We start from the raw sequence: 20,355 nt of genomic DNA on the forward strand, positions 1-20,355 counted from the left end.
CCCGGACACGACGACGGCGAGGCCTCGGTCACGAGGCCTCGCCGTCGTCGTCCCTGCCGCGGTGCGGCGGTCAGGCGTGCGTGTCGCGCCAGCGCACGAAGTCCTCGGAGTACCGGTGCAGCAGCTCCGCGAGCTGTGCGACGTCGTCGCGCTCCCAGTGGCCGAACGCGGCGCGGTACATCTCGACGCGGCCGTCACGCGCACGCGCGAACCGCGCGGCGCCGTCCTGGGTGAGGGTGATGCGCTGGCCGCGCGTGTCGTCGGGGTCGACCTCGCGGTGCACCAGGCCGAGCTCCACGAGGCGGCTGAGCTGGCGCGAGACCGTCGCACGGCCGACGCCGAAGTGGGCGGCGAGGTCGGACCCGCGCAGCCCGGGGTGCATGTCGATGTGGGCGAGCAGCGGGTAGGCCGACGCCTCCAGCTCCGGGTGCACCCGGCGCGCCGTCTGGGCGGCGGCGGACTGGGCGCGCCGGATCAGGACCCGGATCTCTCGTTCGAGGGCGCCGAACGGGTCGGTCGCCGGGTCTGGTGGGGGCGCTGAGGCGTGGTGCATGAGGCCATCATGATAGGCCGTCCGCGCGGTCGGGAAGACTCGGTGCCGACTCGTGACCTTCGCCGGGCCCGCGGGGGCCCGGCGGGCGTCGCACCGTGCGCCGCCCGCCGGGAGGTGTCAGGAGGCGGGGACGGCCGCCCGGGTGTCGTCGCCGGTGGCCTCCTCCTCGTCGAGCACCTGCTCGATGCCGGAGCGCTTGCCGAGGGGGATCTCCTTGATGAAGATCACCGCGACCAGCGAGATCACGGCCATGGGGACGGCCAGGAGGAAGATCTCCGTGATCCCGTTCGAGTACGCCTGCTCGATGACGGCGCGGACGGGCTCCGGCACCTGCGTGAGGTCGGGCACCGCGCCGGCGCCGCCCCCCGTCGCGGACGCCGGGACACCGAGGTCGGTGAGGCCGGCGGTCACGTCGGATTTCACCCGCGCGGCCATCACCGCGCCGAGGACCGAGACGCCGATCGCGCCGCCGAGGGAGCGGAAGAACGCGACGCCGGACGTGCCGGCGCCCATCTCGTGCACGTCGAGGGTGTTCTGGGTGGCGAGCACGAGGTTCTGCATGAGCGCGCCCACGGACAGGCCGAGGCCGAACAGGAAGACGGAGATCACCACGAAGCTCGTGTCGACCTCGATGGTGGACAGACCGAAGAGCGACAGCGACAGCACGGCGGCGCCGCCGATCATGATGCCCTTGTAGCGGCCCGTCGCGGAGATGATCCGGCCGAGGACGACGCCGGCGAGCATCGTGCCCACGACCATGGGGATGGTGAGCAGGCCGGACTCGGTCGGCGTCTTGCCGCGGGCGAGCTGGAAGTACTGCGCGAGGAACACGGCGGTGCCGAACATCGCCACGCCCACGGACGCGGAGGCGACGACGGACAGCACGAACGTGCGGTTGCGGAACAGGTGCAGCGGCAGGATCGGCTCGGGCACGGCGCGCTCGACGAAGACGGTCGCGACCAGCGCGACGACCGCGCCGCCGACCATGGCCGCCGTCTGCCACGACGCCCACTCGAACTGGTCGCCCGCGAAGGTGACCCACAGCAGCAGGAGGGCGACCGTCACGGCGATGAGGGTGGCGCCGACGTAGTCGATCCGGACGGCGCGGGCCTCGCGCCTCGGCAGGTGCAGCGTGCGCTGCAGGGTGATGAGGGCGGCGACGGCGAAGGGCACGCCGACGAAGAACGTCCAGCGCCAGGAGATCGTGTCGGTGATGACGCCGCCGAGGAGCGGGCCGCCGATCTGGGCGACGGCCATGACGCCGCCCATGAGGCCCATGTACTTGCCGCGCTCGCGGGGGCTGATGATGTCCGCCATGAGCACGGTGGCCAGCGACATCACGCCGCCCGCGCCGATGCCCTGGAAGGCGCGGCACGCGATGAGCCACTCGATGTTCTGGGACAGGCCTGCCGCGGCGGCGGACAGCACGGTGACGAGCAGGGCGACCTGCATGAGGACCTTGCGGTTGGTGAGGTCCGCCAGCTTGCCCCACAGCGGGGTCGAGATCGTCATCGTCAGCAGCATGGCCGTGACGACCCAGGTGTAGGAGTGCTGCGAGCCGTCGAGGTCCGCGACGATGCGCGGCAGCGACGTCGAGACGATCGTGGTGGCCAGCAGCGAGACGAGGACGCCGAGGAGGATGCCCGAGAGCGCCTCGAGCGTCTCGCGCCGCGACATGGCGGGGGCCGGACTGGTGTCGGGCGACGGGGCCGCGGGGGCGGTGTCGCCGGTGGTGGGTCGGCTCATGGAGCTGCGTTCTCCTCCTGCGCCGAGGCGCGGTCGTGGGTCGAGACGAGTGCGGCCGCGACGCTGCGGATCCGGGTGGTGGCGTCGACGAGGTCCTGCTCCGTCCAGTCGGAGAAGGACTCGGAGACGAGGTCGTCGATGCGGCGGAAGGACTCCTCGGCGAACTCGCGGCCGGCGTCCGTCAGCTCGAGGGTGCGGGCCCGGCGGTCGTCGTCGTCCACGGTGCGGCGCACGAGGCCGGCGTCGACGAGGGCGCTCACCTGGCGGCTGGCGACCGAGACGTCGACGCGCAGCTTCGCTGCGACGTCGGTGAGCTGGACGCGGCCGCACCGTGTGAGCAGGTGCAGGGCGCCGAGGCCGGCGCGGGGGAGGTCGAGGTCGCGCGCGACCCGCATGGCGGCCTCGCGCTGGGCGCGGGAGAGCTCCTCGAGCGTCTGCACGAGCTCGCGGGCTCGGGCGCGGGGAACGGGCATGGGCGTGCCTTCGCTGTCCTGGATGGGGGCGGGTCCGTCGCACGGTGCTCCGCGGCGACGTCGGTTGATTGCTGTATGCAACTATAACTCCGGTGCTTGCAGCAAGCAAGTATCCAGGTCGGAGACGCGCTGCGGGCGCGAGGCCGGCGCTGCTCGCGGCGGAGACAGCGTCGACCTCGCGCCCACGGCGAGCCGAACGGCGGCGGGTCAGGCGCGGTGGTACGTCTCCCCGGACATGTCCTCCAGCTCGACGCCCTTGGTCTCCGGGATCCGGGCCAGCACGAAGAAGAAGGACAGCACGGCGAAGAACCCGTACACCGTGTAGGGGACCGCCGGGCCGAACGTCGACAGCATCGGCGGGAACGTGAGCGTCACCGCGAAGTTCGCGAGCCAGTTCGCGGCCGCCCCCACGCCCAGCGCCGCGGCGCGGATCCGGTTGGGGAACATCTCGCCCAGGAGGACCCACATCAGCGGCCCCCAGGTGGCGCCGAAGAAGACGACGAACGCGTTCGCCGCCACCAGGGCGATGCCGTTCCACGGCGCGCCCAGCGAGATGTTCTCGCCGCTGCCGGTCGCCTGGGTGAACGCGACCGCCATCAGCCCGAGGGACACCGCCATCCCGGCGGAGCCCACGAGGAGCAGCGGCCGGCGGCCGACCTTGTCGATCAGGGCGATGGCGATGAACGTCACCGCGACGTTCGTCACGGCCGTGATCGTGGAGATGAGGAACGACTGCGACTCGTCGAAGCCCACGGCCTGCCACAGCGTCGTCGAGTAGTAGAAGATCACGTTGATGCCGACGAACTGCTGGAAGATCGCCATGAGGATGCCGACCCACACGATCGGCTTGAGGCCGAACCGGTCACCCTTGAGCGTCCCGAGCTCGGCGTTCTCCTCGTCCTCCGCGATGGAGCGGTGGATCTCGGCGATCCGGTCGTCGACGTCCTCCTCCGGTCCCAGCACGGACGACAGGACGCGGCGGGCCTCGCCGTCGCGCCCCTTCGTCACCAGGTAGCGCGGGGACTCCGGCATCCGGAGCGCGAGGACGCCGTAGACCGCGGCCGGGACCACGGCGACCAGGAACATCCAGCGCCAGGCCTCCCAGCCGAGCCACAGCTCGTTCGCGGCGCCGCCCGCGCCCTCCGCGAGGAGCTGGTCCGACAGGAGGGCGGCGAAGATGCCGACGGTGATGGCGAGCTGCTGCAGCGAGCCCAGGCGCCCGCGCAGCGCGGCGGGCGCGATCTCGGCGATGTACGCCGGAGCGATCACCGACGCGATGCCGATGCCGACGCCGGCCATGAACCTCCAGAGCGCCAGGTCCCAGGCGCTGAACGCGATCGCCGAGAGGATCGACGACACGAAGAACAGCACCGCGCCCGCCACCATCACGTGGGTGCGGCCCCAGCGGTCGGCGAGCTTGCCTCCGCCCCACGCGCCGAGCGCGCAGCCGAGCAGGGCGACGGCCACCACGAGGCCCGTCACGGTGGAGCTCAGGCCGAACTGGCCCTCGATCGCCTCGACGGCGCCGTTGATCACCGACGAGTCGAATCCGAACAGGAATCCGCCGACGGCGGCGGCGACCGCCAGTCCTGTGGCCTTGCGGTGCGCGCTGCGTGCCGCCGCGCTGAGGGTCGGGCTGGGCATGAGCTCCTCGGTTCTCCCGGTCGTCGTGAGCGGACGAGGTCCGCTTCGCATGCTAGGCCGGGCGGCGCTGATCGGCCCGGCGAGTGTACGCGGGCTGTCGCAGGGCCCGGCCCGGGCGCCACACTGGGGGGCGTGAACGACGACGAGCCCCGAAGGCACCGCAGGCCCGCCATGCTCGACCCGGCCGAGGCGGAGCAGCTCCCCGGCTCCGTCGACCCCGCGCTGCGCGACGAGGTGGCGCACACCACGGCCCGCGCCGTCGTGCACCGCGCCCGCGCCGCCGAGGACCCGCAGGTCGTCGACAGGCTGGTCCGGCTGGTGGAGCGCGAGGGGCTCGACGTCGTCGCGGCGCTGTGGTCGGACGCCGCCCCCGTGACGCTGCCGGGCGCGCTGTGGCGGATCTACGTGCTGCGCGAGTGGGTGCGACGGGACCCCAGGACGGTCGCGCTGCGCTACCGGCTCGGCGTCGCGTCCGCGCCCGTCCACGAGGCCGTCGCCGGGGTGCCGCGCCCGCCCGGGCCGGAGGACCTGCGTGCCCTCGCCGACGACGTCCTGTCGGGCGTGTACGCCGGCGACCTCGCCGTGGCGCTGGAGCGGGCCGCGTCGTTCTGCCGGATCCTGGCCACCGGGGCCACGTTCGACGCCGACGCCCGCGAGGCCGCCGACCCCGCCGGGGCCACGCGGACGACCCGTGGGGCGAGCGACCTGGTGCGCACCGCCGAGGAGCTGGAGCACGCCGCCGCCCAGTGGCGCGCCGGCACCCTCGAGTGACGCCGCGAACCGCCTGACCTGCGGGTTCGGCGGGAGTTTACGGGCCGGCGGGGGGTGTGCGTACGATGGGCGCGCGACGTCGGGCCGCGGTAGCCCCGGGCTCCATCTTCAGCCGCTACGAGCGGCCACGCGCCGAGAGGCGCTCCCGGTCCGGCGTCGCACTCACTTGTTCCCGGGGCGTCTCCCGGGCGCCCGCGCGGACGTGCGCCGCGCTGGGCGATTGGGCGCGCCACTGCGGCCACCTCTAGTCTGTGAACGTCTCAGCGACCTCGACCACGGGAGCCTCACGTGCGCCTGCGCCTGACCCCGCGCGACACCACCTACTTCGACATGCTGGCCGCGCTCGCGCAGCACAACGTGACCGGTGCCGCGCTGCTCGCCGAGCTGCTCGGCACCCCGAAGACGGACCGTGAGGCCGTGGCGGACCGGCTGGCCGAGGCCGAGCACCTCGCCGACGACGCCACGCACTCGATCATGCGGCGCCTCAACCAGACGTTCGTCACACCGTTCGACCGGGACGACATCTACGGCCTGGCCGGCGCCCTGGACGACTGCATGGACGCCATGGAGGAGGCCGGTGACCTCATCGTCCTGTACAAGGTCGACGAGCTGCCGCTGCGGGTCTCCGAGCAGGTCCAGGTGCTGCAGCGCTGCGCCGAGCTGACCGCGGAGGCCATGCCCCGCCTGCGCTCGATGGACCAGCTCTCCGACTACTGGGTCGAGATCAACCGCCTGGAGAACCAGGGCGACAAGCTGCACCGCAAGCTCATCGCCCAGCTCTTCGACGACATGTCCGACGACCCGGTCCTGCTCATGAAGCTCAAGGAGATCGTCGACATGCTCGAGGAGGCCGCCGACGCCTTCGAGCGGGTCGCGAACATGGTCGAGACGATCGCGCTCAAGGAGTCCTGAGCGTGGAGGCAGCCCTCGTCGTCCTGGTCGTCGCGCTGGCGCTCGGGTTCGACTACACCAACGGCTTCCACGACGCCGCCAACGCGATCGCGACGTCGGTCTCCACCCGGGCGCTGACCCCGCGCGTCGCCCTGGCCATGGCGGCGGTGATGAACTTCGTGGGCGCGCTCCTCGGCACCGAGGTCGCGGAGACCATCGCGACCTCGATCGTGGACCTCCAGGACGCCTCCAACCACACGGCGCTCGTCGTCGTGTTCTGCGCGCTCGTCGGCGCGATCGCGTGGAACCTCATCACCTGGTGGTTCGGGCTGCCCTCGTCGTCGACGCACTCGCTGATCGGCGGGCTCGTCGGCGCCGGCCTGGCGGGCGGGCTGCCGATCTACGGCCAGTCGATCGTCGACAAGGTCGTGCTGCCGATGGTCTTCTCGCCGCTCATCGGGTTCCTCGGCGCCTACCTGGTGATGGTCGCCGTGCTGTGGATCTTCCGGAACAGCTCGCCGTCCCGGGTCACCCGCCGCTTCCGCATCTCCCAGACGGCGTCGGCCGCCGCGATGGCGCTCGGCCACGGCCTGCAGGACGCGCAGAAGACGATGGGCGTCATCTACATGGCGCTCGTGACGGTCGGCTGGGCGGCCGACGACGGGACGATCCCGCTGTGGGTGAAGCTGGCCGCCGCGGCCGCGATCTCGCTCGGCACCTACTCGGGCGGGTGGCGCATCATGCGCACGCTCGGTCGCCGCATCATCGAGCTCGACCCGGCCCGTGGTTTCGTCGCCGAGTCGGTCTCCGCGCTCGTCCTGTACGTGAACGCCTTCGTGCTGCACGCCCCCGTCTCCACGACGCACACCATCACGTCGGCGATCATGGGCGTCGGCGCCACCCGGCGGCTGTCGGCCGTGCGCTGGGGCGTGGCGAAGAACATCGGCATCGCGTGGGTGCTGACCATCCCGGCCGCCGCCGCCGTGGCCGCCGTGACCACCTGGATCCTGCACCCGCTCCTGACCTGACGGCGCCCGCGCGGGGCACCGTCCGCTCAGGACAGCGGCGGGGTGACCCGCTCCGTGGCGACCACCCGGGCGTCGTGCGCGGGGCCGGCCACGTGCGCGACCAGCAGCTCGCCCGGCTCGAGGTACGGGTCGACCGTGGGCAGCCCGTCGCGGGCCGAGGGCAGGGCACGCCCGCGCAGGCCGTCCAGCACCGCGGGCAGCACCGGCCGGTGGGTGCACAGCGCCGCCGACCCGTCGGCCATCAGCTCCGTCAGCAGCGCCTCCCGCGCTGCGGCCACCCGCCCCGTGGACCGCGCGGTGGGCGATTCCGCGAGGACCGGGTGGTCGGCCGGGCGCAGGCCGGCCGCCCGGGCGTACGGCGCGACCGTGGCAGCGCAGCGTGCCCACGGGCTCGTGGCCACGGTCCGCACGCCGAAAGCGGCGAGCACCGGGACGGCGGCCGCGGCCTGGGCGTGCCCTACGGGGGTCAACGGCCGGTCCGGCTCGGCGCCGTGCCATGCGCCGCGGGCGAGCGCGCGCCCGTGCCGGGCGACGACGACGGCCCGGGTGTCCAGGCGTCCGGCGCGGTCCGCGGCGAGGAGCGCGTCGAGCGGCACCCGGTCCGCGTCCCGCGTCAGTCGCCCGGCGGCGTCGTCGACGTCGAGCCAGCACCGGTCGTCCACCTCGTCGCGCGACGGGCGCGCGGTGGGCAGCCGTGCCGCCAGTGCGCCGCCGTCCTCGTCGCCCGCGCGCCGCGCCGCCCAGTAGTGCACCCGCTTGGTGCGGCCCCCGGACACCGGGTACTCGAGCGACGGCAGCGGGACCCCGAGGACCACGGGGTGACCGGTCTCCTCCGCGACCTCGCGCACCGCCGCGACCGCCGTGGTCTCGCCCGCGTCGAGCTTGCCCTTGGGCCACGACCAGTCGTCGTACCGCGGCCGGTGCACGAGCTGCACCTGCAGGCGGCCCCGGCGCCGACGCCACACCACAGCCCCGGCCGCCACCACGTCGGGGGCGCGCTCCGGGGTCGGTGCGGGGGCGTGCACCGCCGTGGTCGCGCCGGAGGACCCGGCCGGCGCCGTCCCGGACGTCACCGCACCCGCTCGGGCCGGCGGCGGTGGCGCCGCACGAGCTGCGTCTGCAGGTCCACGAGCCGTTCGCCGTCGTCGCCCACCGCGTGCCGCGTCCACGTGGCGTCCGGCCCCAGGTGCCAGGTGGAGGTCCGGTCGGACATCGAGGCCTCCATCAGCTCCAGGAGCTCGGTGACCTGTGCCTCGTCGGCGATGCGCACCAGCGCCTCGACGCGGCGGTCGAGGTTGCGGTGCATGAGGTCGGCGGACCCGATGAAGACCTCGGGCCCCGAGTCCGGGCCCTCGCCGATCGCCGGCCCCGCGCTGTTCGCGAACGCGAAGATCCGCGAGTGCTCCAGGAACCTGCCGAGGATCGACCGGACACGGATGTTCTCGCTGAGGCCGGGAACCCCGGGCCGCAGCGCGCAGATGCCGCGCACGACGAGGTCCACCTTCGCGCCGGCCTGCGAGGCCCGGTACAGCGCGTCGATCGTGTCCTCGTCCACGGCGGAGTTGACCTTCATCTTCACCCACGCCTCGTGCCCTGCGCGGGCCGCGGCCGCCTCACGGTCGATGCGCTCGATCAGGCCCGCACGGACGCTGCGCGGCGCGACGAGCAGCCGGTGGAACTTGGACTGCGGGGCGTAGCCCGAGAGCTGGTTGAACAGCCGTGTGAGGTCCTGGCCGACGTCGCGGTCGCACGTGAGCAGCCCGTGGTCGGTGTACATGCGCGCGGTCTTGGGGTGGTAGTTGCCCGTGCCGACGTGGCAGTACCGGCGCAACCCGTCCGCCTCCTGGCGCACCACGAGCGACAGCTTGCAGTGCGTCTTGAGGCCCACGATCCCGTACACCACGTGCACGCCCGCCTCCTCGAGCTTGCGCGCCCAGGAGATGTTGGCCTGCTCGTCGAACCGCGCCTTGATCTCCACCAGCGCGAGCACTTGCTTGCCCGCCTCGGCGGCGTCGATGAGGGCGTCGACGATAGGTGAGTCGCCCGACGTTCGGTACAGCGTCTGCTTGATCGCGAGGACCTTCGGGTCGGCGGCGGCCTGCTCCAGGAACGTCTGCACGGACGTCGAGAAGGAGTCGTACGGGTGGTGCAGCAGGATGTCGCGCTCGCGGATGGCGGCCAGCACGTCGCCCGGCGTGGCGGACTCGACCTCCGCGAGCTGACGGTGCGTCGTCGGCACGAACGGGGGGTAGTGCAGGTCGGGGCGGTCGATGTCCGCGATGACGTTCAGTCCCGTGAGGTCGAGCGGGCCGGGGAGCGTGTAGACCTCGTCCTCGACCACGTCGAGCTCCCGGACCAGCAGCTCGCGGATGCGCGCCGAGATGCCCTCGGTCAGCTCCAGGCGCACCGGCGGGCCGAAGCGGCGGCGCAGCAGCTCCTTCTCCATGGCCTGCAGGAGGTTCTCCGCGTCGTCCTCCTCGACCTCCACGTCCTCGTTGCGGGTGACGCGGAAGGTGTGGTGCTCCCGCACCTCCATGCCCGGGAACAGGTGGTCGAGGTGCTGGGCGATGACCTCCTCCAGAGGCACGAACGACGTCTGCGTGCCGCCCTTCTGCGTCGGCGTGGGCGCGCTGGGACGGCCGCGGTCGTCGACGGCGATGAACCGGGGCAGCAGCGGCGGCACCTTGACGCGGGCGAAGTGCTCCTTGCCGGTGAGCGGGTTGGCGACCACCACCGCCAGGTTGAGCGAGAGGCCCGAGATGTAGGGGAACGGGTGCGCCGGGTCGACGGCGAGCGGCGTCAGGACGGGGAAGATCTGCTTGCGGAAGAACTTGTGCAGGCGCTCCTGCTCGCGCTGCTCCAGCTCGTCCCAGTGCACGATCGTGATGGCCTCCGCCGCCAGCGCCGGCTGCACGTCCGAGCGGAAGACCTTCGCGTGCCGCTTCATCAGCCGGTGGGCGCCGTCGCTGATCGCCTCCAGCACCTGGCGCGGGCCCATGCCCGACGCCGTCTGCACCGCGATCCCGGTCGCGATGCGGCGCTTGAGGCCGGCTACCCGGACCATGAAGAACTCGTCCAGGTTGGACGCGAAGATCGCCAGGAAGCGCACGCGCTCGAGCAGCGGCAGCGAGGTGTCCTCCGCGAGCTCGAGCACCCGCTCGTTGAACGCGAGCCAGCTCAGCTCGCGCTCCGCGAAGCGGTCGTCGGGCAGCGGGTCCTGCTCGCCGGCGGCGTGCAGGCCGTCGACGGCCTCGGGGACGGGCTCCTCGGCGATGTGCTCGGCGATGTGGGCCGCGAGCTGACGGTCCATGGGCCCCGTCGCGGGGCCCGCCGCGGCGGTCGTCCGGGTGCGTGCGTCCAGCAGCTCGGCGGGGGCCGTCGCCGCGACGAACCTGCCGCGGTCGTCCCTGGTACGGGCCGTGCGGGGGGTGCGTGGAGCCGTCATGACCCCATCGTGGCACCGAAACGTGAACGACGGGTGTCCGAGGTCAGGACATGGTCGCGGGCGCCGGAGCGTACTGCACGTCCCGTGCGGCCGTCGTGAACCCGGCGCGGTCGTAGGTGGCCCGTGCCGCCGTGTTGTCGCCGTCCACGTACAGCACGGCGCGGTCGCAGCCGACGGCCGCCAGGTGCTCCAGCGCGACGGCGGTCAGCGCGCGGCCCAGCCCGTGCCCCTGCGCCGCCGGGTCGACGCCGACGGCGTACACCTCCCCGTCGCGGGCGCCGTCGGGCTGCCCCGGCTCGACCTTCGTCCACAGGTAGGCCACCGGGGCGCCGCCACCGGCCGGCTCGACCAGGAAGAACCCGGCGGCGTCGAACCAGGGCTCGGCCGCCCGGGCGCGCAGGTCGTCGGCCGTGAGGCGGCCCTGCTCCGGGTGGTCGGCGAACGCGCGCGCGTTGAGCGCCACCCACGCGTCGTCGTCCTCGCCGGGCCGGAAGCCGCGGACGGTGAACCCGTCCGGCGCCTGGGCGGTACCGGACGGGGCGGCCCCGGCGAGCGGGCGGGCGAGGAACAGCAGCTCGCGGGCGACGTCGTACCCCCGCGCCGCCGCGAACGCGCGGGCGGGCGGCAGGTCGCCGTGGGCCCAGACACGCAGCGGCTTGCCGCGCTGGCCGGGCGCGCCGGAGACGGCGGGCAGCCGGGCGTCGCGCTCCGCCGTGCGCAGGAGCATGCTGCCCGTGTGGCGGCGCCGGTGGTCCGGGTGCACGACGAGCTCGGCGCCGGCCACGTCCCCGCCCCGGTCGACCTGCGCGTAGCCGATCGTGCCGCCGTGCTTGTCGTGCGCGACGACGTGGGTGAGCCAGTCCGCGTCCGTGCCCAGGTGGAGCAGGGGCTGCTCGGACAGCGGGGCGACGCCGTCGTGGTCGGCGGTCTCGGCGGCGAGCCGCCGCACCGCGTCCTGGGCGTCCGGGTCGAGGGGGCCGATCTGCAGCGGGGGAGCGATACGCACGACCCCATTCTCACCGACCGCCGCGCCGTGGGTACGAGGACGGCGTGGAATCCGACCGGATTCCACGCCGTCTTCGTACCCACAGCGCGTGGGCGGGGTCAGTCCTCGGAGGCGGAGGGCTTGCTCAGGCCGGCCGCGATGAGGTCCATCACCGACGAGTCGGCGAGGGTCGTGGCGTCGCCCACGGTGCGGTTCTCGGCGACGTCGCGCAGCAGGCGCCGCATGATCTTGCCCGAGCGCGTCTTGGGCAGCTCCGGCACCACGAGGATCTTCTTCGGCTTGGCGATCGGGCCGATCTGGGTGGCCACGTGGTCGCGCAGCGCCTTCTCCACACGGGCCGAGCCCTCGTCCGTGGCGGCGTCGTCGGCGTGCTCGCCGCGCAGGATGACGAAGGCCACGACGGCCTGCCCGGACAGCTCGTCCGCGGCGCCGACGACGGCGGCCTCGGCCACGACGTCGTGCGAGACGAGGGCGGACTCGATCTCCGTGGTGGACAGGCGGTGCCCGGAGACGTTCATGACGTCGTCCACCCGGCCGAGCAGCCAGATGTCGCCGTCCTCGTCCTTCTTCGCGCCGTCACCGGCGAAGTACAGGCCCTCGAACCGCGACCAGTAGGTGTCCTTGAACCGCTGCAGGTCGCCCCAGATGCCGCGCAGCATCGACGGCCACGGCTCCGAGAGCACGAGGTACCCGCCGCCGCCGTCCGGCACGGAGTGCGCCTCGTCGTCGACGACGTCGGCCGCGATCCCGGGCAGCGCGACCTGGGCGGAGCCCGGCTTGGTGGCGGTGACGCCGGGCAGCGGGCTGATCATGATCGCGCCCGTCTCCGTCTGCCACCAGGTGTCCACGATGGGCGCGGTGTCGCCGCCGATGACGCGGCGGTACCACATCCACGCCTCCGGGTTGATGGGCTCGCCGACCGAGCCGAGCAGGCGCAGGGAGGACAGGTCGAAGCCGGCGGGGATGTCCTCGCCCCACTTCATGCAGGCCCGGATCGCCGTCGGGGCGGTGTAGAACAGCGAGACCTTGTACTTCTCGACGAGCTCCCACCAGCGGCCCTTGTGCGGGGTGTCGGGGGTGCCTTCGTACAGCACCTGGGTGGCGCCGTTGAGCATCGGCCCGTACACGATGTACGTGTGGCCGGTGACCCAGCCGATGTCGGCGGTGCACCAGTAGACGTCGGACTCGGCCTTGAGGTCGAACACGTTCCGGTGGGTGTAGGCGGCCTGGGTGAGGTAGCCGCCCGTGGTGTGCAGGATGCCCTTCGGCTTCCCGGTGGTGCCCGACGTGTACAGGATGAACAGCGGGTGCTCGGCGTCGACCCACTCCGGCTCGTGCACGTCGGACGCGGCGTCGACGACGTCGTGCCACCACACGTCGCGCCCCTCGGTCCAGGCGACGTCCTGCTCGGTGCGCCGCACCACGAGGATGTGCTCGACGGTCGTGGCGGGCTCGCCCTCCTTGGGGGCGACCGCCTCGTCGACGGCGGGCTTGAGCGCCGACGCGGCGCCGCGGCGGTAGCCGCCGTCGGCCGTGATGACGACCTTCGCCCCCGCGTCGGCGATGCGGCTGCGCAGCGCGTCGGCGGAGAAGCCGCCGAACACGACGGAGTGGGGGGCACCGAGGCCGGCGCACGCGAGCATCGCGACGACGGACTCGACGAGCATCGGCAGGTAGATGACGACCCGGTCGCCCTTGGTCACGCCGAGCGACGCGAGCGCGTTGGCGGCGCGGGAGACCTCGCGCTGCAGGTCGGCGTACGTGACGGTCCGGGTGTCGCCGGGCTCGCCCTCGAAGTGGATGGCGACGCGGTCGCCCAGGCCGGCGTCGACGTGCCGGTCGACGGCGTTGTAGGCGGCGTTGAGCGTGCCGTCCGCGAACCACCGCGCCACCGGGGCGTCGGACCAGTCGAGGGTCTGCGTGAACGGCGACTTCCAGGTCACGAGCTCACGTGCCCGGTCGGCCCAGAAGCCGAGGCGGTCGGCGTCCGCCTCCTCGTACAGCGACGCCTGGGCGTTGGCCTGCGCGGCGAACTCGGTGCTGGGCGGGAACGCCCGCGTCTCGTGCAGGAGGTTCTCGAGGCTGGGGGCGGTGGTCTCGTTGTCTGGCACGCTTACCTCCGGTGCGCATCGTCGCTGGTGCGATCCCGCCGGCGCGGCGCGGCGCGCGCGGGAGCAGCGGGTCCCCGAGAGGCCCCGCCGTCGGGAGTCTAGACCGCGGGGGTGATCGGGGTCACGCCGTCCCACCGTTCGGCCGCGGTCCTCGCAAAAGGGCGCCGCCGCGGGGCCGGTACGGCGGGTCCGCGGCGCGACACGAGGACGGCGCCCGGGAGACGTGTCGTCCGAGCGCCGCTCTCGCCGTACCGGACGCGGATATCAGGCGCGTCATCGATCACCGAGCGGGTCCGTTCCCGCCGGGTGGGTCCTCAATCGGGGACTTCCTGTGCGTGGGTCCCGCGTCCGGCCGTCTTCTCTCCATGAGACGCCCTACGACGCCGTGGCGCAACAGGGTCTCCGGCGCCGTTGCCGGGTCACGGCTGCCGGCGCCGCCACCGCCGCAGCAGCCAGACCGCGACCCCGGCGCCGACCAGCACGGACGCGGCGAGCAGGGCGACCGGCGGCCGCAGGGCGCGGCGCAGCGCGACCGGGCGGCTGAAGGTGAGCACGCCCCAGCCGTGCTCGGCCGCGGCGCGGCGCAGGGCCCGGTCCGGGTTGACGGCGAACCCGTGCCCGACGGCACCGAGCATCGGGGCGTCGGTGATCGAGTCGGAGTAGGCGTAGCTGCGCGCGAGGTCGTACCCGCGGGCCGCGGCGAGCTCCCGCACGGCCTCGGCCTTCTGCTCGCCGTAGGCGTAGAACTCGATCTCGCCGCTGTACCGGCCGTCCTGGACGGCCATGCGGGTGGCGATGACGTGGTCCGCGCCGAGGACCGTGGCGATCGGGTCCACCAGCTCGGCGCCGGAGGCCGACACGATGACGACGTCGTGCCCCAGCTCGTGGTGCTCGGCGATCAGGTCCACGGCCTCGGCGTAGACGTACGGGTCGATGAGCTCGTGCACCGTCTCGGCGACGATCTGCTGCACCTTGCTCACCTCCCAGCCCGTGGCGAGCTCGGACAGGTGCTTGCGCATCCGCTCCGTCTGGTCGGCGTCGGCGTTGCCGGCCATGAACAGCAGGTGGGCGTAGGCGCTGCGCAGCACGTCGCCGCGGGTGATGAGGCCGCCGGCGTAGAACGGCCGGGAGAACGCGGCCGAGGAGCTGGTCGCGATGATCGTCTTGTCCAGGTCGAAGAACGCCGCGACCCGGTGGCCCGTCGTGCCGGTGGCCGAGGGCGTCGTCGCCGGGTCGTCCGCGGGGCCGCTCACGCAGCCGAGCCTAGCCCGGCGGGCCGAGGGCGGTCACGCCGACGGTGCACAAACCCTCTGCACAACTCTTGTGCATAGACCCTGTGCACAGATACTGTGCACCCATGACGCCTCCCGACCGACCCGACCCCCAGGACGACCGGCCCGCCCGCCACCTCGCGCTCACCGCCGAGGCGGTCAAGGTGCTCGCCCACCCGCTGCGCTCCCGGCTGCTCGGCGCGCTGCGGCGCGACGGGCCGGCGTCGGCGACCGCGCTCGCCGCCACGCTGACCAGCAACACCGGCGCCACCAGCTACCACCTGCGCCGGCTCGAGGGCGTCGGTCTGGTCGAGGACACCGGCGAGGGCCGTGGCAAGGAGCGGATCTGGCGGGCGAGCACCGAGGCGCACTCGTGGGAGAACACCGCGTTCGACGACGACGAGGACGCGCGGACCGCCGTCGACTGGCTGGTGCGCGACTACCACCGGCAGTTCGACGACCACTACTCGCGGTGGCTCGACGCGGCCGACGCCTGGCCCGACGCCTGGCGCGACGTGTCCGGGATGTCCGACACGTGGGTCGAGGTGACGCCCGAGCAGGCCGAGGCGATGGACGCCGAGATCGCGGCCGTGCTCCGGCGCTACGCCAGCGCCGGGCGCGGCGACACTGCCGCGCGTCGCGTGCAGGTGTGGCGGTTCGCCTTTCCGCTCGACCCCTCCGACGTCCCCGACGCGCCGGACGGGCGGCACGACCTCGAGGAGCCCCGGTGAGCACCCTGACGCCCGCCGCGGCCCGGCGGATCTTCCTGCTCCTGACCGCCACCCGCTGGTTCCCCGTGGGTCTCGTCGTCTCGGTGACGACGCTCCTGCCGATCGACCGGGGGCTCTCGGTCACCCAGACCCTCACGCTCGCCTCCGTCACCGGCATCGTGGTCTTCGCGCTCGAGCTGCCGACCGGCGGCACCGCGGACGCGTTCGGGCGGAGGCCCGTGCTCGTCGCCGCGGCGTCGATGCAGGTGCTCGCCGCGACCCTGTTCGCGACCGCGCAGTCGTTCTGGGCGTTCGCGCTCGCCGCGGCCGCGATGGGCACGTTCCGCGCCCTGGACTCCGGCCCGATGGAGGCCTGGTTCGTCGACACCGTGCACGCGACCAGCCCGGGCGCCGACGTCGACCGCACGCTCTCGCGCCAGGGCGGCGTGCTCGGCGCCTCGATCGCGCTCGGCGCGCTGGTCTCCGGCGGGCTCGTGTGGTGGGACCCGGTGGACGCCTGGTCGGCGCTCACGCTGCCCTACGTCGTCTACGCCGTCCTCGCCGCCGGGCACCTCGTCATGGTGTGCCTGCTGCTGCGCGAGGACCGCCCCGTCGAGGCGGGCGCGGGGCCGAGCCGGCTGCGGCGCGCCCTCGACTCGGCGCGGCGGACGCCGGGGACCGTCGTCGCCGGCCTGCGGCTCGCGGGCGGCAACCGGGTGCTGCGGTCTCTGCTGCTCGTCGAGGTCTTCTGGGCCGCGGCCATGGTGGTGTTCGAGCAGTTCCTCCCGATCCGGCTCGCGGAGATCCTTGGCGACGAGGCGGCGGCGGGCACGCTCGTCGGCCCGGCTGCCGCCGCGGGCTGGGGCGTGTTCGCGCTCGGGGCCACGCTCGCGGGTCTCGCCTCCCGGCGCGTCGGGGTGGTGCGCGCGGCCATCGCCGCGCGCGTCCTCAACGGCCTGGGCGCCGTCTGGATGGGCCTGGTGGCCGGGCCTGCGGCGCTCGTGGTGGCCTACCTCGTGACGTACGCGCTCCACGGTGCCGGTGGCCCGCTGTACAACACGCTCCTGCACCGCGAGGCGGAGGCGCGCAACCGGTCCACCGTGCTCTCCATGGCGTCGATGACGGCCTTCGCGTCGTTCGCCGTCGTCTCGCCGTCGCTGGGCTGGATCTCGGACACGGTCTCGACGCCCGTCGCGATGGTCGCCGGCGGCGCGCTCAGCGTGCTCGGCGCCCTGTGCTTCGTCCCCGCGTGGCGCCGTGAGCGGGAGCTGGCCGCGGAGGGACGGACCGTCGTGAGCGTCTGACAGGCGCGGAGGCCGCCCCCACGACACCGCCGTCCACAGAGCCGGGGGCACCGCTGCCGGTCCCCGGCCCCGCCCGCCAGCGTGGACGCCATGGACACCGCACCCCAGCAGCTCCGGCTCCTCGACCCGCCCGCCGCCGTCCCGCCCGGCGCGGCCGGCGACGCCGGGCCGTTCGCCCGGCCGGGCACCGCGCTGCGCGCCAGCCGCACCGTGGCGGTGCTCGGCGCGTGCGGCGGCGCCGGCACCAGCACCCTCGCCGCCGCCCTCGCACACGCCCTGCGCGGCTCCGGGGAGCGGGCCGTGCTCGTCGACCTCGACGTCCCCGGCGCCGGCGCCGACGTCCTGCTCGGCATCGAGGACGAGCCAGGGGCGCGGTGGCCCGAGCTGGCCGCCGCCCGCGGGGACGTCGATGGCGAAGGCCTCGTGGCCGCGCTGCCCCGCTGGCGGCGCGTGCCCGTGCTCAGCGGGACCCGGGCGCAGGCGGCGCCGCCCGACGGGTCCGTCGTCCTGGACGTCGCCACCGGGCTGCTGCGCGCCGGGGAGAGCGTCGTCCTCGACCTCCCGCGCGCGTCCGGGTGGAGCCACGCCGCGCGGCTGCTCGCCGCCGCCGCGGACACCGTCCTGCTGGTCGTGCCCAGCACCGTGCCCGGCGTGGCCGGGGCCGCCTCCGCCGCCGTCGCCCTCCAGGAGGCCGGGGCGGGTGACCCGTGGGTGGTGGCCCGCCGGCCCGCACCCGGGCGCGTCGACGCGACGGCCGTCGAGGCCGCGCTCGGCCTCGACGTGGTCGCCGAGCTGCCCTGGGACCCGCGCCTCGCCGCCGCCGTCGAACGGGGCGAGGGGCCCCGGGTGGGACGCCGCGCACCGGTCGGGCGCACCTCCGCGCGGCTGGCGGCGGCGCTCGCGAGGGCGTCGTGACGGCCGGGACGGTGGACCGCACGCTGCTCGCCGACGTGCGCGCACGCGTGGGGGCCACCGGTGCCGAGGTCGACGACGCCGCGGTGGCGGACGCCCTGCGCGCGAGCGGGCGCGTCATCGGCTCCCAGGCCCTCACCGACCTCACGCGCGCCGCCCGTGCCGAGCTCACCGGTGCCGGGCCGCTGCAGGCGCTGCTCGACGCGCCGGGCGTCACGGACGTGCTCGTCAACGGGCCCCGGGACGTGTGGGTCGACCGGGGCGACGGCCTGCACCGTGCCGACGTCGACCTCGGTACCCCGGCGGACGTGCGGGCGCTCGCCGTGCGGATGGCGGCCGTGAGCGGGCAGCGGCTGGACGACGCCGCGCCGACCGTCGACGCCCGGATGCCCGACGGGACGCGACTGCACGCCGTCGTCGAGCCCGTGGCGCCCGAGGGTGCGGTCGTCGCCCTGCGCGTGCTGCGCCAGACCACGCTCACCCTCGACGCCCTCGTCGACGCCGGCGCCGTGCCCCGGCAGTGGCAGCCGCTGCTGGGCGCCCTCGTCGTGGGGCGGGCGAACCTGCTGGTCAGCGGCGGCACCGGCACCGGGAAGACGACGCTGCTGGCCGCCCTGCTCGGGCTCGTGCCCGCACGCGAACGGCTGCTCGTGGTCGAGGAGGCGCGTGAGCTCGCGCCCCGGCACCCGCACGTCGTGGCCCTGGCCGCGCGACGGCCCAACGTCGAGGGCGTGGGCGAGGTGACGCTGACCGACCTGGTCCGCGGCGCGCTGCGGATGCGCCCGGACCGCATCGTCGTGGGGGAGTGCCGCGGCGCCGAGGTGCGCGAGCTCCTGCTCGCCATGAACACCGGGCACGACGGCGGCATGGCCACCGTGCACGCCAACGCCGCCGAGCACGTCCCCGCGCGTCTCGAGGCGCTCGCCGCGCTCGCGGGCATGCCGCGCGAGGCCGTCGCCGCCCAGGCGGCCGCCGCCCTGGACGTGGTGCTGCACCTGCGCCGACGGGGCGGGCGACGCCACCTCGCCCAGGTCGGCCTCGTCGGCCGCGACGCCGGTGGCGGGCTCGAGGTGCGCCGCGCCGCGTCGTGGGACGGGTACGGCGACCCGGTGGCGGGGCCGGCGTGGGACGACCTGCGACGGTCGGTCCCCGACGTCGCGGGGCCGGCGTGGGACGACCTGCGACGGTCGGTCCCCGACGTCGCGGGGCCGGCGTGCTGAGCGCCGCCGCGGGGGCGGCCACGGGACTGGCGGTCTGGCTGGTGCTCGCCCGTGCGGGCCGGCGCGCACCACTGTCCCGATCGTCGCGTCGGCGCCTGAGACTGGCGCCGCGTCGGCGCGCCACGGGTCCCGACGCCGCGGGGGACACCGTCCGGGTGGCGATGGCGCAGGTGGTGGCCCTGCTGCGGGCGGGGGCACCGCCGGCGGCGGCGTGGTCGCGGGCCCTGGCCGTCCCGGCCGGACCGGACGGCGTGCCGCGCCAGGGGGACCTCGCGCCCCTGGTGGGCGGCGCCGAGCACGCCCGGTCGATCGCCGCGGCGGCCCGCCTGGCGCGCGACGTCGGCGCCCCGCTCGGCGGCGTGCTCGACGCCGTGGCCGGGGCACTCGCGGCGGAGGCCGAGTCGCGGGCGGAGCGGGCGGCGTCCCTGGCCGGCCCGCGCGCCACCGCGCGGGTGCTCCTCTGGCTGCCCGCGCTCGGCGCCCTGCTCGGGTGGGTGCTCGGCGCCGACCCGCTCGGCACGGCCGTGGACGGCGGTGCGGGCACCGCGTCCGTGGCCGCCGGGCTGCTGCTGCTCGCCGCGGGGCGCGTCTGGACCGGTCGCCTCGTCGCGACGGCCCGCCGTGCCGGTGAGGACCCGGCATGACCGCCGGGGCCCTCCTCGCGACCGCCGCACCCGTGGCGCTCCTCGCGCTGTGCGGCGCCGCGCCCTGGTGGGCGTCCCACGCCGGTGTCCGACGCCGCGCACGCCGGGTCGCCGTCGCGCCGCCCGCGCGCCCTGCGGGCCCGGGCATCGCGGCCCGCGTGGAGCTGCCCGTGCTGCTCGAGCTGCTGGCCGCGGCGGTCCGGGCGGGCGCCGGGGTCCCCCGCGCGCTGGCGGCCACGGGCGACGCCGTCGGCGGGGCGGAGGGCGCGGCCCTGCGGGACGCCGCCACCGCGCTGCGCCTCGGCGCGCCCTGGGAGGACGCGTGGCGATCCGCCCCCGCCCGGCTCGCGCCCCTGCACCGCGCGCTCCGCAGCGCCTGGTCCGACGGCGCCGCGCCGGCCGACGCGCTGCGCACCGCGCGGGAGGAGGTGCTGCACGCGCGCAGCGCCGCCGCCCGGACGGCGGCCGCCCGGCTCGCGGTGCGCCTGGTGCTGCCCCTGGGCGCCTGCTTCCTCCCGGCGTTCGTGCTCGTCGGGCTGGCGCCCGTGCTGATCGCCCTGGGGATCGACCTGCTGTCGGGATGAACCTGACGCCGACCACCGGCCACCCGGCCGGTCATGCTCCGG

General features: G+C 74.9%; 18 protein-coding genes. 9 read left to right on the forward strand and 9 right to left on the reverse strand.

The annotated features are described in order from the left end of the window. Positions 1 to 70 precede the first annotated feature (70 nt). The 4 genes from EYB28_RS03945 to EYB28_RS03960 all read right to left on the reverse strand — a co-directional run bounded on the left by EYB28_RS03945 (position 71) and on the right by EYB28_RS03960 (position 4,416). Complete coding sequence (locus EYB28_RS03945; protein WP_166845018.1) at positions 71 to 553, reverse strand: MarR family winged helix-turn-helix transcriptional regulator; 483 nt, start codon at positions 551 to 553, stop codon at positions 71 to 73. 117 nt (positions 554 to 670) lie between these two features. Beyond that, positions 671 to 2,299, reverse strand: a complete 1,629-nt coding sequence (locus tag EYB28_RS03950) for an MDR family MFS transporter (RefSeq protein WP_166845019.1) — start codon at positions 2,297 to 2,299, stop codon at positions 671 to 673. Further along, positions 2,296 to 2,772: a MarR family winged helix-turn-helix transcriptional regulator gene (locus EYB28_RS03955; protein WP_166845020.1), complete on the reverse strand. Its 477-nt coding sequence runs from the start codon at positions 2,770 to 2,772 to the stop codon at positions 2,296 to 2,298. Before EYB28_RS03955 ends, EYB28_RS03950 begins: the two co-directional genes overlap by 4 nt. Before the next feature lie 207 nt (positions 2,773 to 2,979). Then, positions 2,980 to 4,416 (reverse strand): sugar porter family MFS transporter, encoded by a 1,437-nt coding sequence (locus EYB28_RS03960; RefSeq protein ID WP_166845021.1) that lies wholly within the window; start codon positions 4,414 to 4,416, stop codon positions 2,980 to 2,982. Positions 4,417 to 4,587: 171 nt separating this feature from the next. Here EYB28_RS03960 and EYB28_RS03965 point away from each other — a divergent pair, with 171 nt between their 5' ends. From EYB28_RS03965 to EYB28_RS03975, 3 genes are all read left to right on the forward strand, one after another. After that, on the forward strand, positions 4,588 to 5,187 hold the full coding sequence (locus EYB28_RS03965) for a hypothetical protein (RefSeq protein ID WP_166851647.1): 600 nt from the start codon (positions 4,588 to 4,590) through the stop codon (positions 5,185 to 5,187). Between the two features lie 288 nt (positions 5,188 to 5,475). Continuing rightward, positions 5,476 to 6,099, forward strand: coding sequence for a DUF47 domain-containing protein (locus EYB28_RS03970; protein ID WP_166845022.1), 624 nt, complete (start codon positions 5,476 to 5,478; stop codon positions 6,097 to 6,099). A gap of 2 nt (positions 6,100 to 6,101) precedes the next feature. Further along, positions 6,102 to 7,106, forward strand: coding sequence for an inorganic phosphate transporter (locus EYB28_RS03975; protein WP_166845024.1), 1,005 nt, complete (start codon positions 6,102 to 6,104; stop codon positions 7,104 to 7,106). Between the two features lie 26 nt (positions 7,107 to 7,132). On the opposite strand, the gene EYB28_RS03980 is transcribed toward EYB28_RS03975, so the two are convergent. The 5 genes from EYB28_RS03980 to EYB28_RS04000 all read right to left on the reverse strand — a co-directional run bounded on the left by EYB28_RS03980 (position 7,133) and on the right by EYB28_RS04000 (position 14,921). After that, positions 7,133 to 8,179, reverse strand: coding sequence for an NUDIX hydrolase (locus tag EYB28_RS03980; RefSeq protein ID WP_240930376.1), 1,047 nt, complete (start codon positions 8,177 to 8,179; stop codon positions 7,133 to 7,135). Continuing rightward, positions 8,176 to 10,551: an RNA degradosome polyphosphate kinase gene (locus EYB28_RS03985; RefSeq protein ID WP_370459437.1), complete on the reverse strand. Its 2,376-nt coding sequence runs from the start codon at positions 10,549 to 10,551 to the stop codon at positions 8,176 to 8,178. The genes EYB28_RS03980 and EYB28_RS03985 overlap by 4 nt, the downstream gene beginning before the upstream one ends. A 43-nt stretch (positions 10,552 to 10,594) precedes the next feature. Then, positions 10,595 to 11,557, reverse strand: a complete 963-nt coding sequence (gene mshD / locus EYB28_RS03990) for a mycothiol synthase (protein ID WP_166845026.1) — start codon at positions 11,555 to 11,557, stop codon at positions 10,595 to 10,597. Between the two features lie 98 nt (positions 11,558 to 11,655). Next, positions 11,656 to 13,668, reverse strand: a complete 2,013-nt coding sequence (gene acs, locus EYB28_RS03995) for an acetate--CoA ligase (protein WP_205710835.1) — start codon at positions 13,666 to 13,668, stop codon at positions 11,656 to 11,658. A 419-nt stretch (positions 13,669 to 14,087) separates the two neighbouring features. Next, positions 14,088 to 14,921: an HAD family phosphatase gene (locus tag EYB28_RS04000; protein WP_166845030.1), complete on the reverse strand. Its 834-nt coding sequence runs from the start codon at positions 14,919 to 14,921 to the stop codon at positions 14,088 to 14,090. Between the two features lie 104 nt (positions 14,922 to 15,025). Between EYB28_RS04000 and EYB28_RS04005 the strand changes: the two genes are divergently transcribed. The 6 genes from EYB28_RS04005 (at position 15,026) to EYB28_RS04030 (ending at position 20,313) form a co-directional block, all read left to right on the forward strand. Continuing rightward, positions 15,026 to 15,670, forward strand: a complete 645-nt coding sequence (locus EYB28_RS04005) for a helix-turn-helix domain-containing protein (RefSeq protein ID WP_166845032.1) — start codon at positions 15,026 to 15,028, stop codon at positions 15,668 to 15,670. Beyond that, on the forward strand, positions 15,667 to 16,953 hold the full coding sequence (locus EYB28_RS04010) for an MFS transporter (RefSeq protein WP_166845034.1): 1,287 nt from the start codon (positions 15,667 to 15,669) through the stop codon (positions 16,951 to 16,953). Before EYB28_RS04005 ends, EYB28_RS04010 begins: the two co-directional genes overlap by 4 nt. Before the next feature lie 90 nt (positions 16,954 to 17,043). Next, positions 17,044 to 17,868, forward strand: coding sequence for a septum site-determining protein Ssd (gene ssd, locus EYB28_RS04015; protein ID WP_166845036.1), 825 nt, complete (start codon positions 17,044 to 17,046; stop codon positions 17,866 to 17,868). Continuing rightward, positions 17,865 to 19,085 carry a TadA family conjugal transfer-associated ATPase gene (locus tag EYB28_RS04020; protein WP_166845038.1) on the forward strand — a complete coding sequence of 407 codons (1,221 nt, stop codon included), beginning with the start codon at positions 17,865 to 17,867 and terminating at the stop codon, positions 19,083 to 19,085. The genes ssd and EYB28_RS04020 overlap by 4 nt, the downstream gene beginning before the upstream one ends. Before the next feature lie 161 nt (positions 19,086 to 19,246). After that, entirely contained in the window at positions 19,247 to 19,729 is a 483-nt protein-coding gene (locus tag EYB28_RS04025) for a hypothetical protein (protein ID WP_240930377.1), read from the forward strand. After that, on the forward strand, positions 19,726 to 20,313 hold the full coding sequence (locus tag EYB28_RS04030; RefSeq protein WP_166845040.1) for a type II secretion system F family protein: 588 nt from the start codon (positions 19,726 to 19,728) through the stop codon (positions 20,311 to 20,313). Before EYB28_RS04025 ends, EYB28_RS04030 begins: the two co-directional genes overlap by 4 nt. The last annotated feature ends 42 nt before the right edge of the window (positions 20,314 to 20,355 follow it).

The organism is Isoptericola sp. BMS4, from assembly GCF_011634835.1.
GTDB lineage: Bacteria > Actinomycetota > Actinomycetes > Actinomycetales > Cellulomonadaceae > Isoptericola.

What these genes read in the sequence shown, in the direction of transcription:
- EYB28_RS03945 (WP_166845018.1), bottom strand. Translation starts at nt 553, where the DNA reads ATGCACCACGCCTCAGCGCCCCCACCAGACCCGGCGACCGACCCGTTC.
- EYB28_RS03950 (WP_166845019.1), bottom strand. Translation starts at nt 2,299, where the DNA reads ATGAGCCGACCCACCACCGGCGACACCGCCCCCGCGGCCCCGTCGCCC.
- EYB28_RS03955 (WP_166845020.1), bottom strand. Translation starts at nt 2,772, where the DNA reads ATGCCCGTTCCCCGCGCCCGAGCCCGCGAGCTCGTGCAGACGCTCGAG.
- EYB28_RS03960 (WP_166845021.1), bottom strand. Translation starts at nt 4,416, where the DNA reads ATGCCCAGCCCGACCCTCAGCGCGGCGGCACGCAGCGCGCACCGCAAG.
- EYB28_RS03965 (WP_166851647.1), top strand. Translation starts at nt 4,588, where the DNA reads ATGCTCGACCCGGCCGAGGCGGAGCAGCTCCCCGGCTCCGTCGACCCC.
- EYB28_RS03985 (WP_370459437.1), bottom strand. Translation starts at nt 10,551, where the DNA reads ATGACGGCTCCACGCACCCCCCGCACGGCCCGTACCAGGGACGACCGC.
- EYB28_RS04005 (WP_166845032.1), top strand. Translation starts at nt 15,026, where the DNA reads ATGACGCCTCCCGACCGACCCGACCCCCAGGACGACCGGCCCGCCCGC.
- ssd (WP_166845036.1), top strand. Translation starts at nt 17,044, where the DNA reads ATGGACACCGCACCCCAGCAGCTCCGGCTCCTCGACCCGCCCGCCGCC.
- EYB28_RS04025 (WP_240930377.1), top strand. Translation starts at nt 19,247, where the DNA reads ATGGCGCAGGTGGTGGCCCTGCTGCGGGCGGGGGCACCGCCGGCGGCG.
- EYB28_RS04030 (WP_166845040.1), top strand. Translation starts at nt 19,726, where the DNA reads ATGACCGCCGGGGCCCTCCTCGCGACCGCCGCACCCGTGGCGCTCCTC.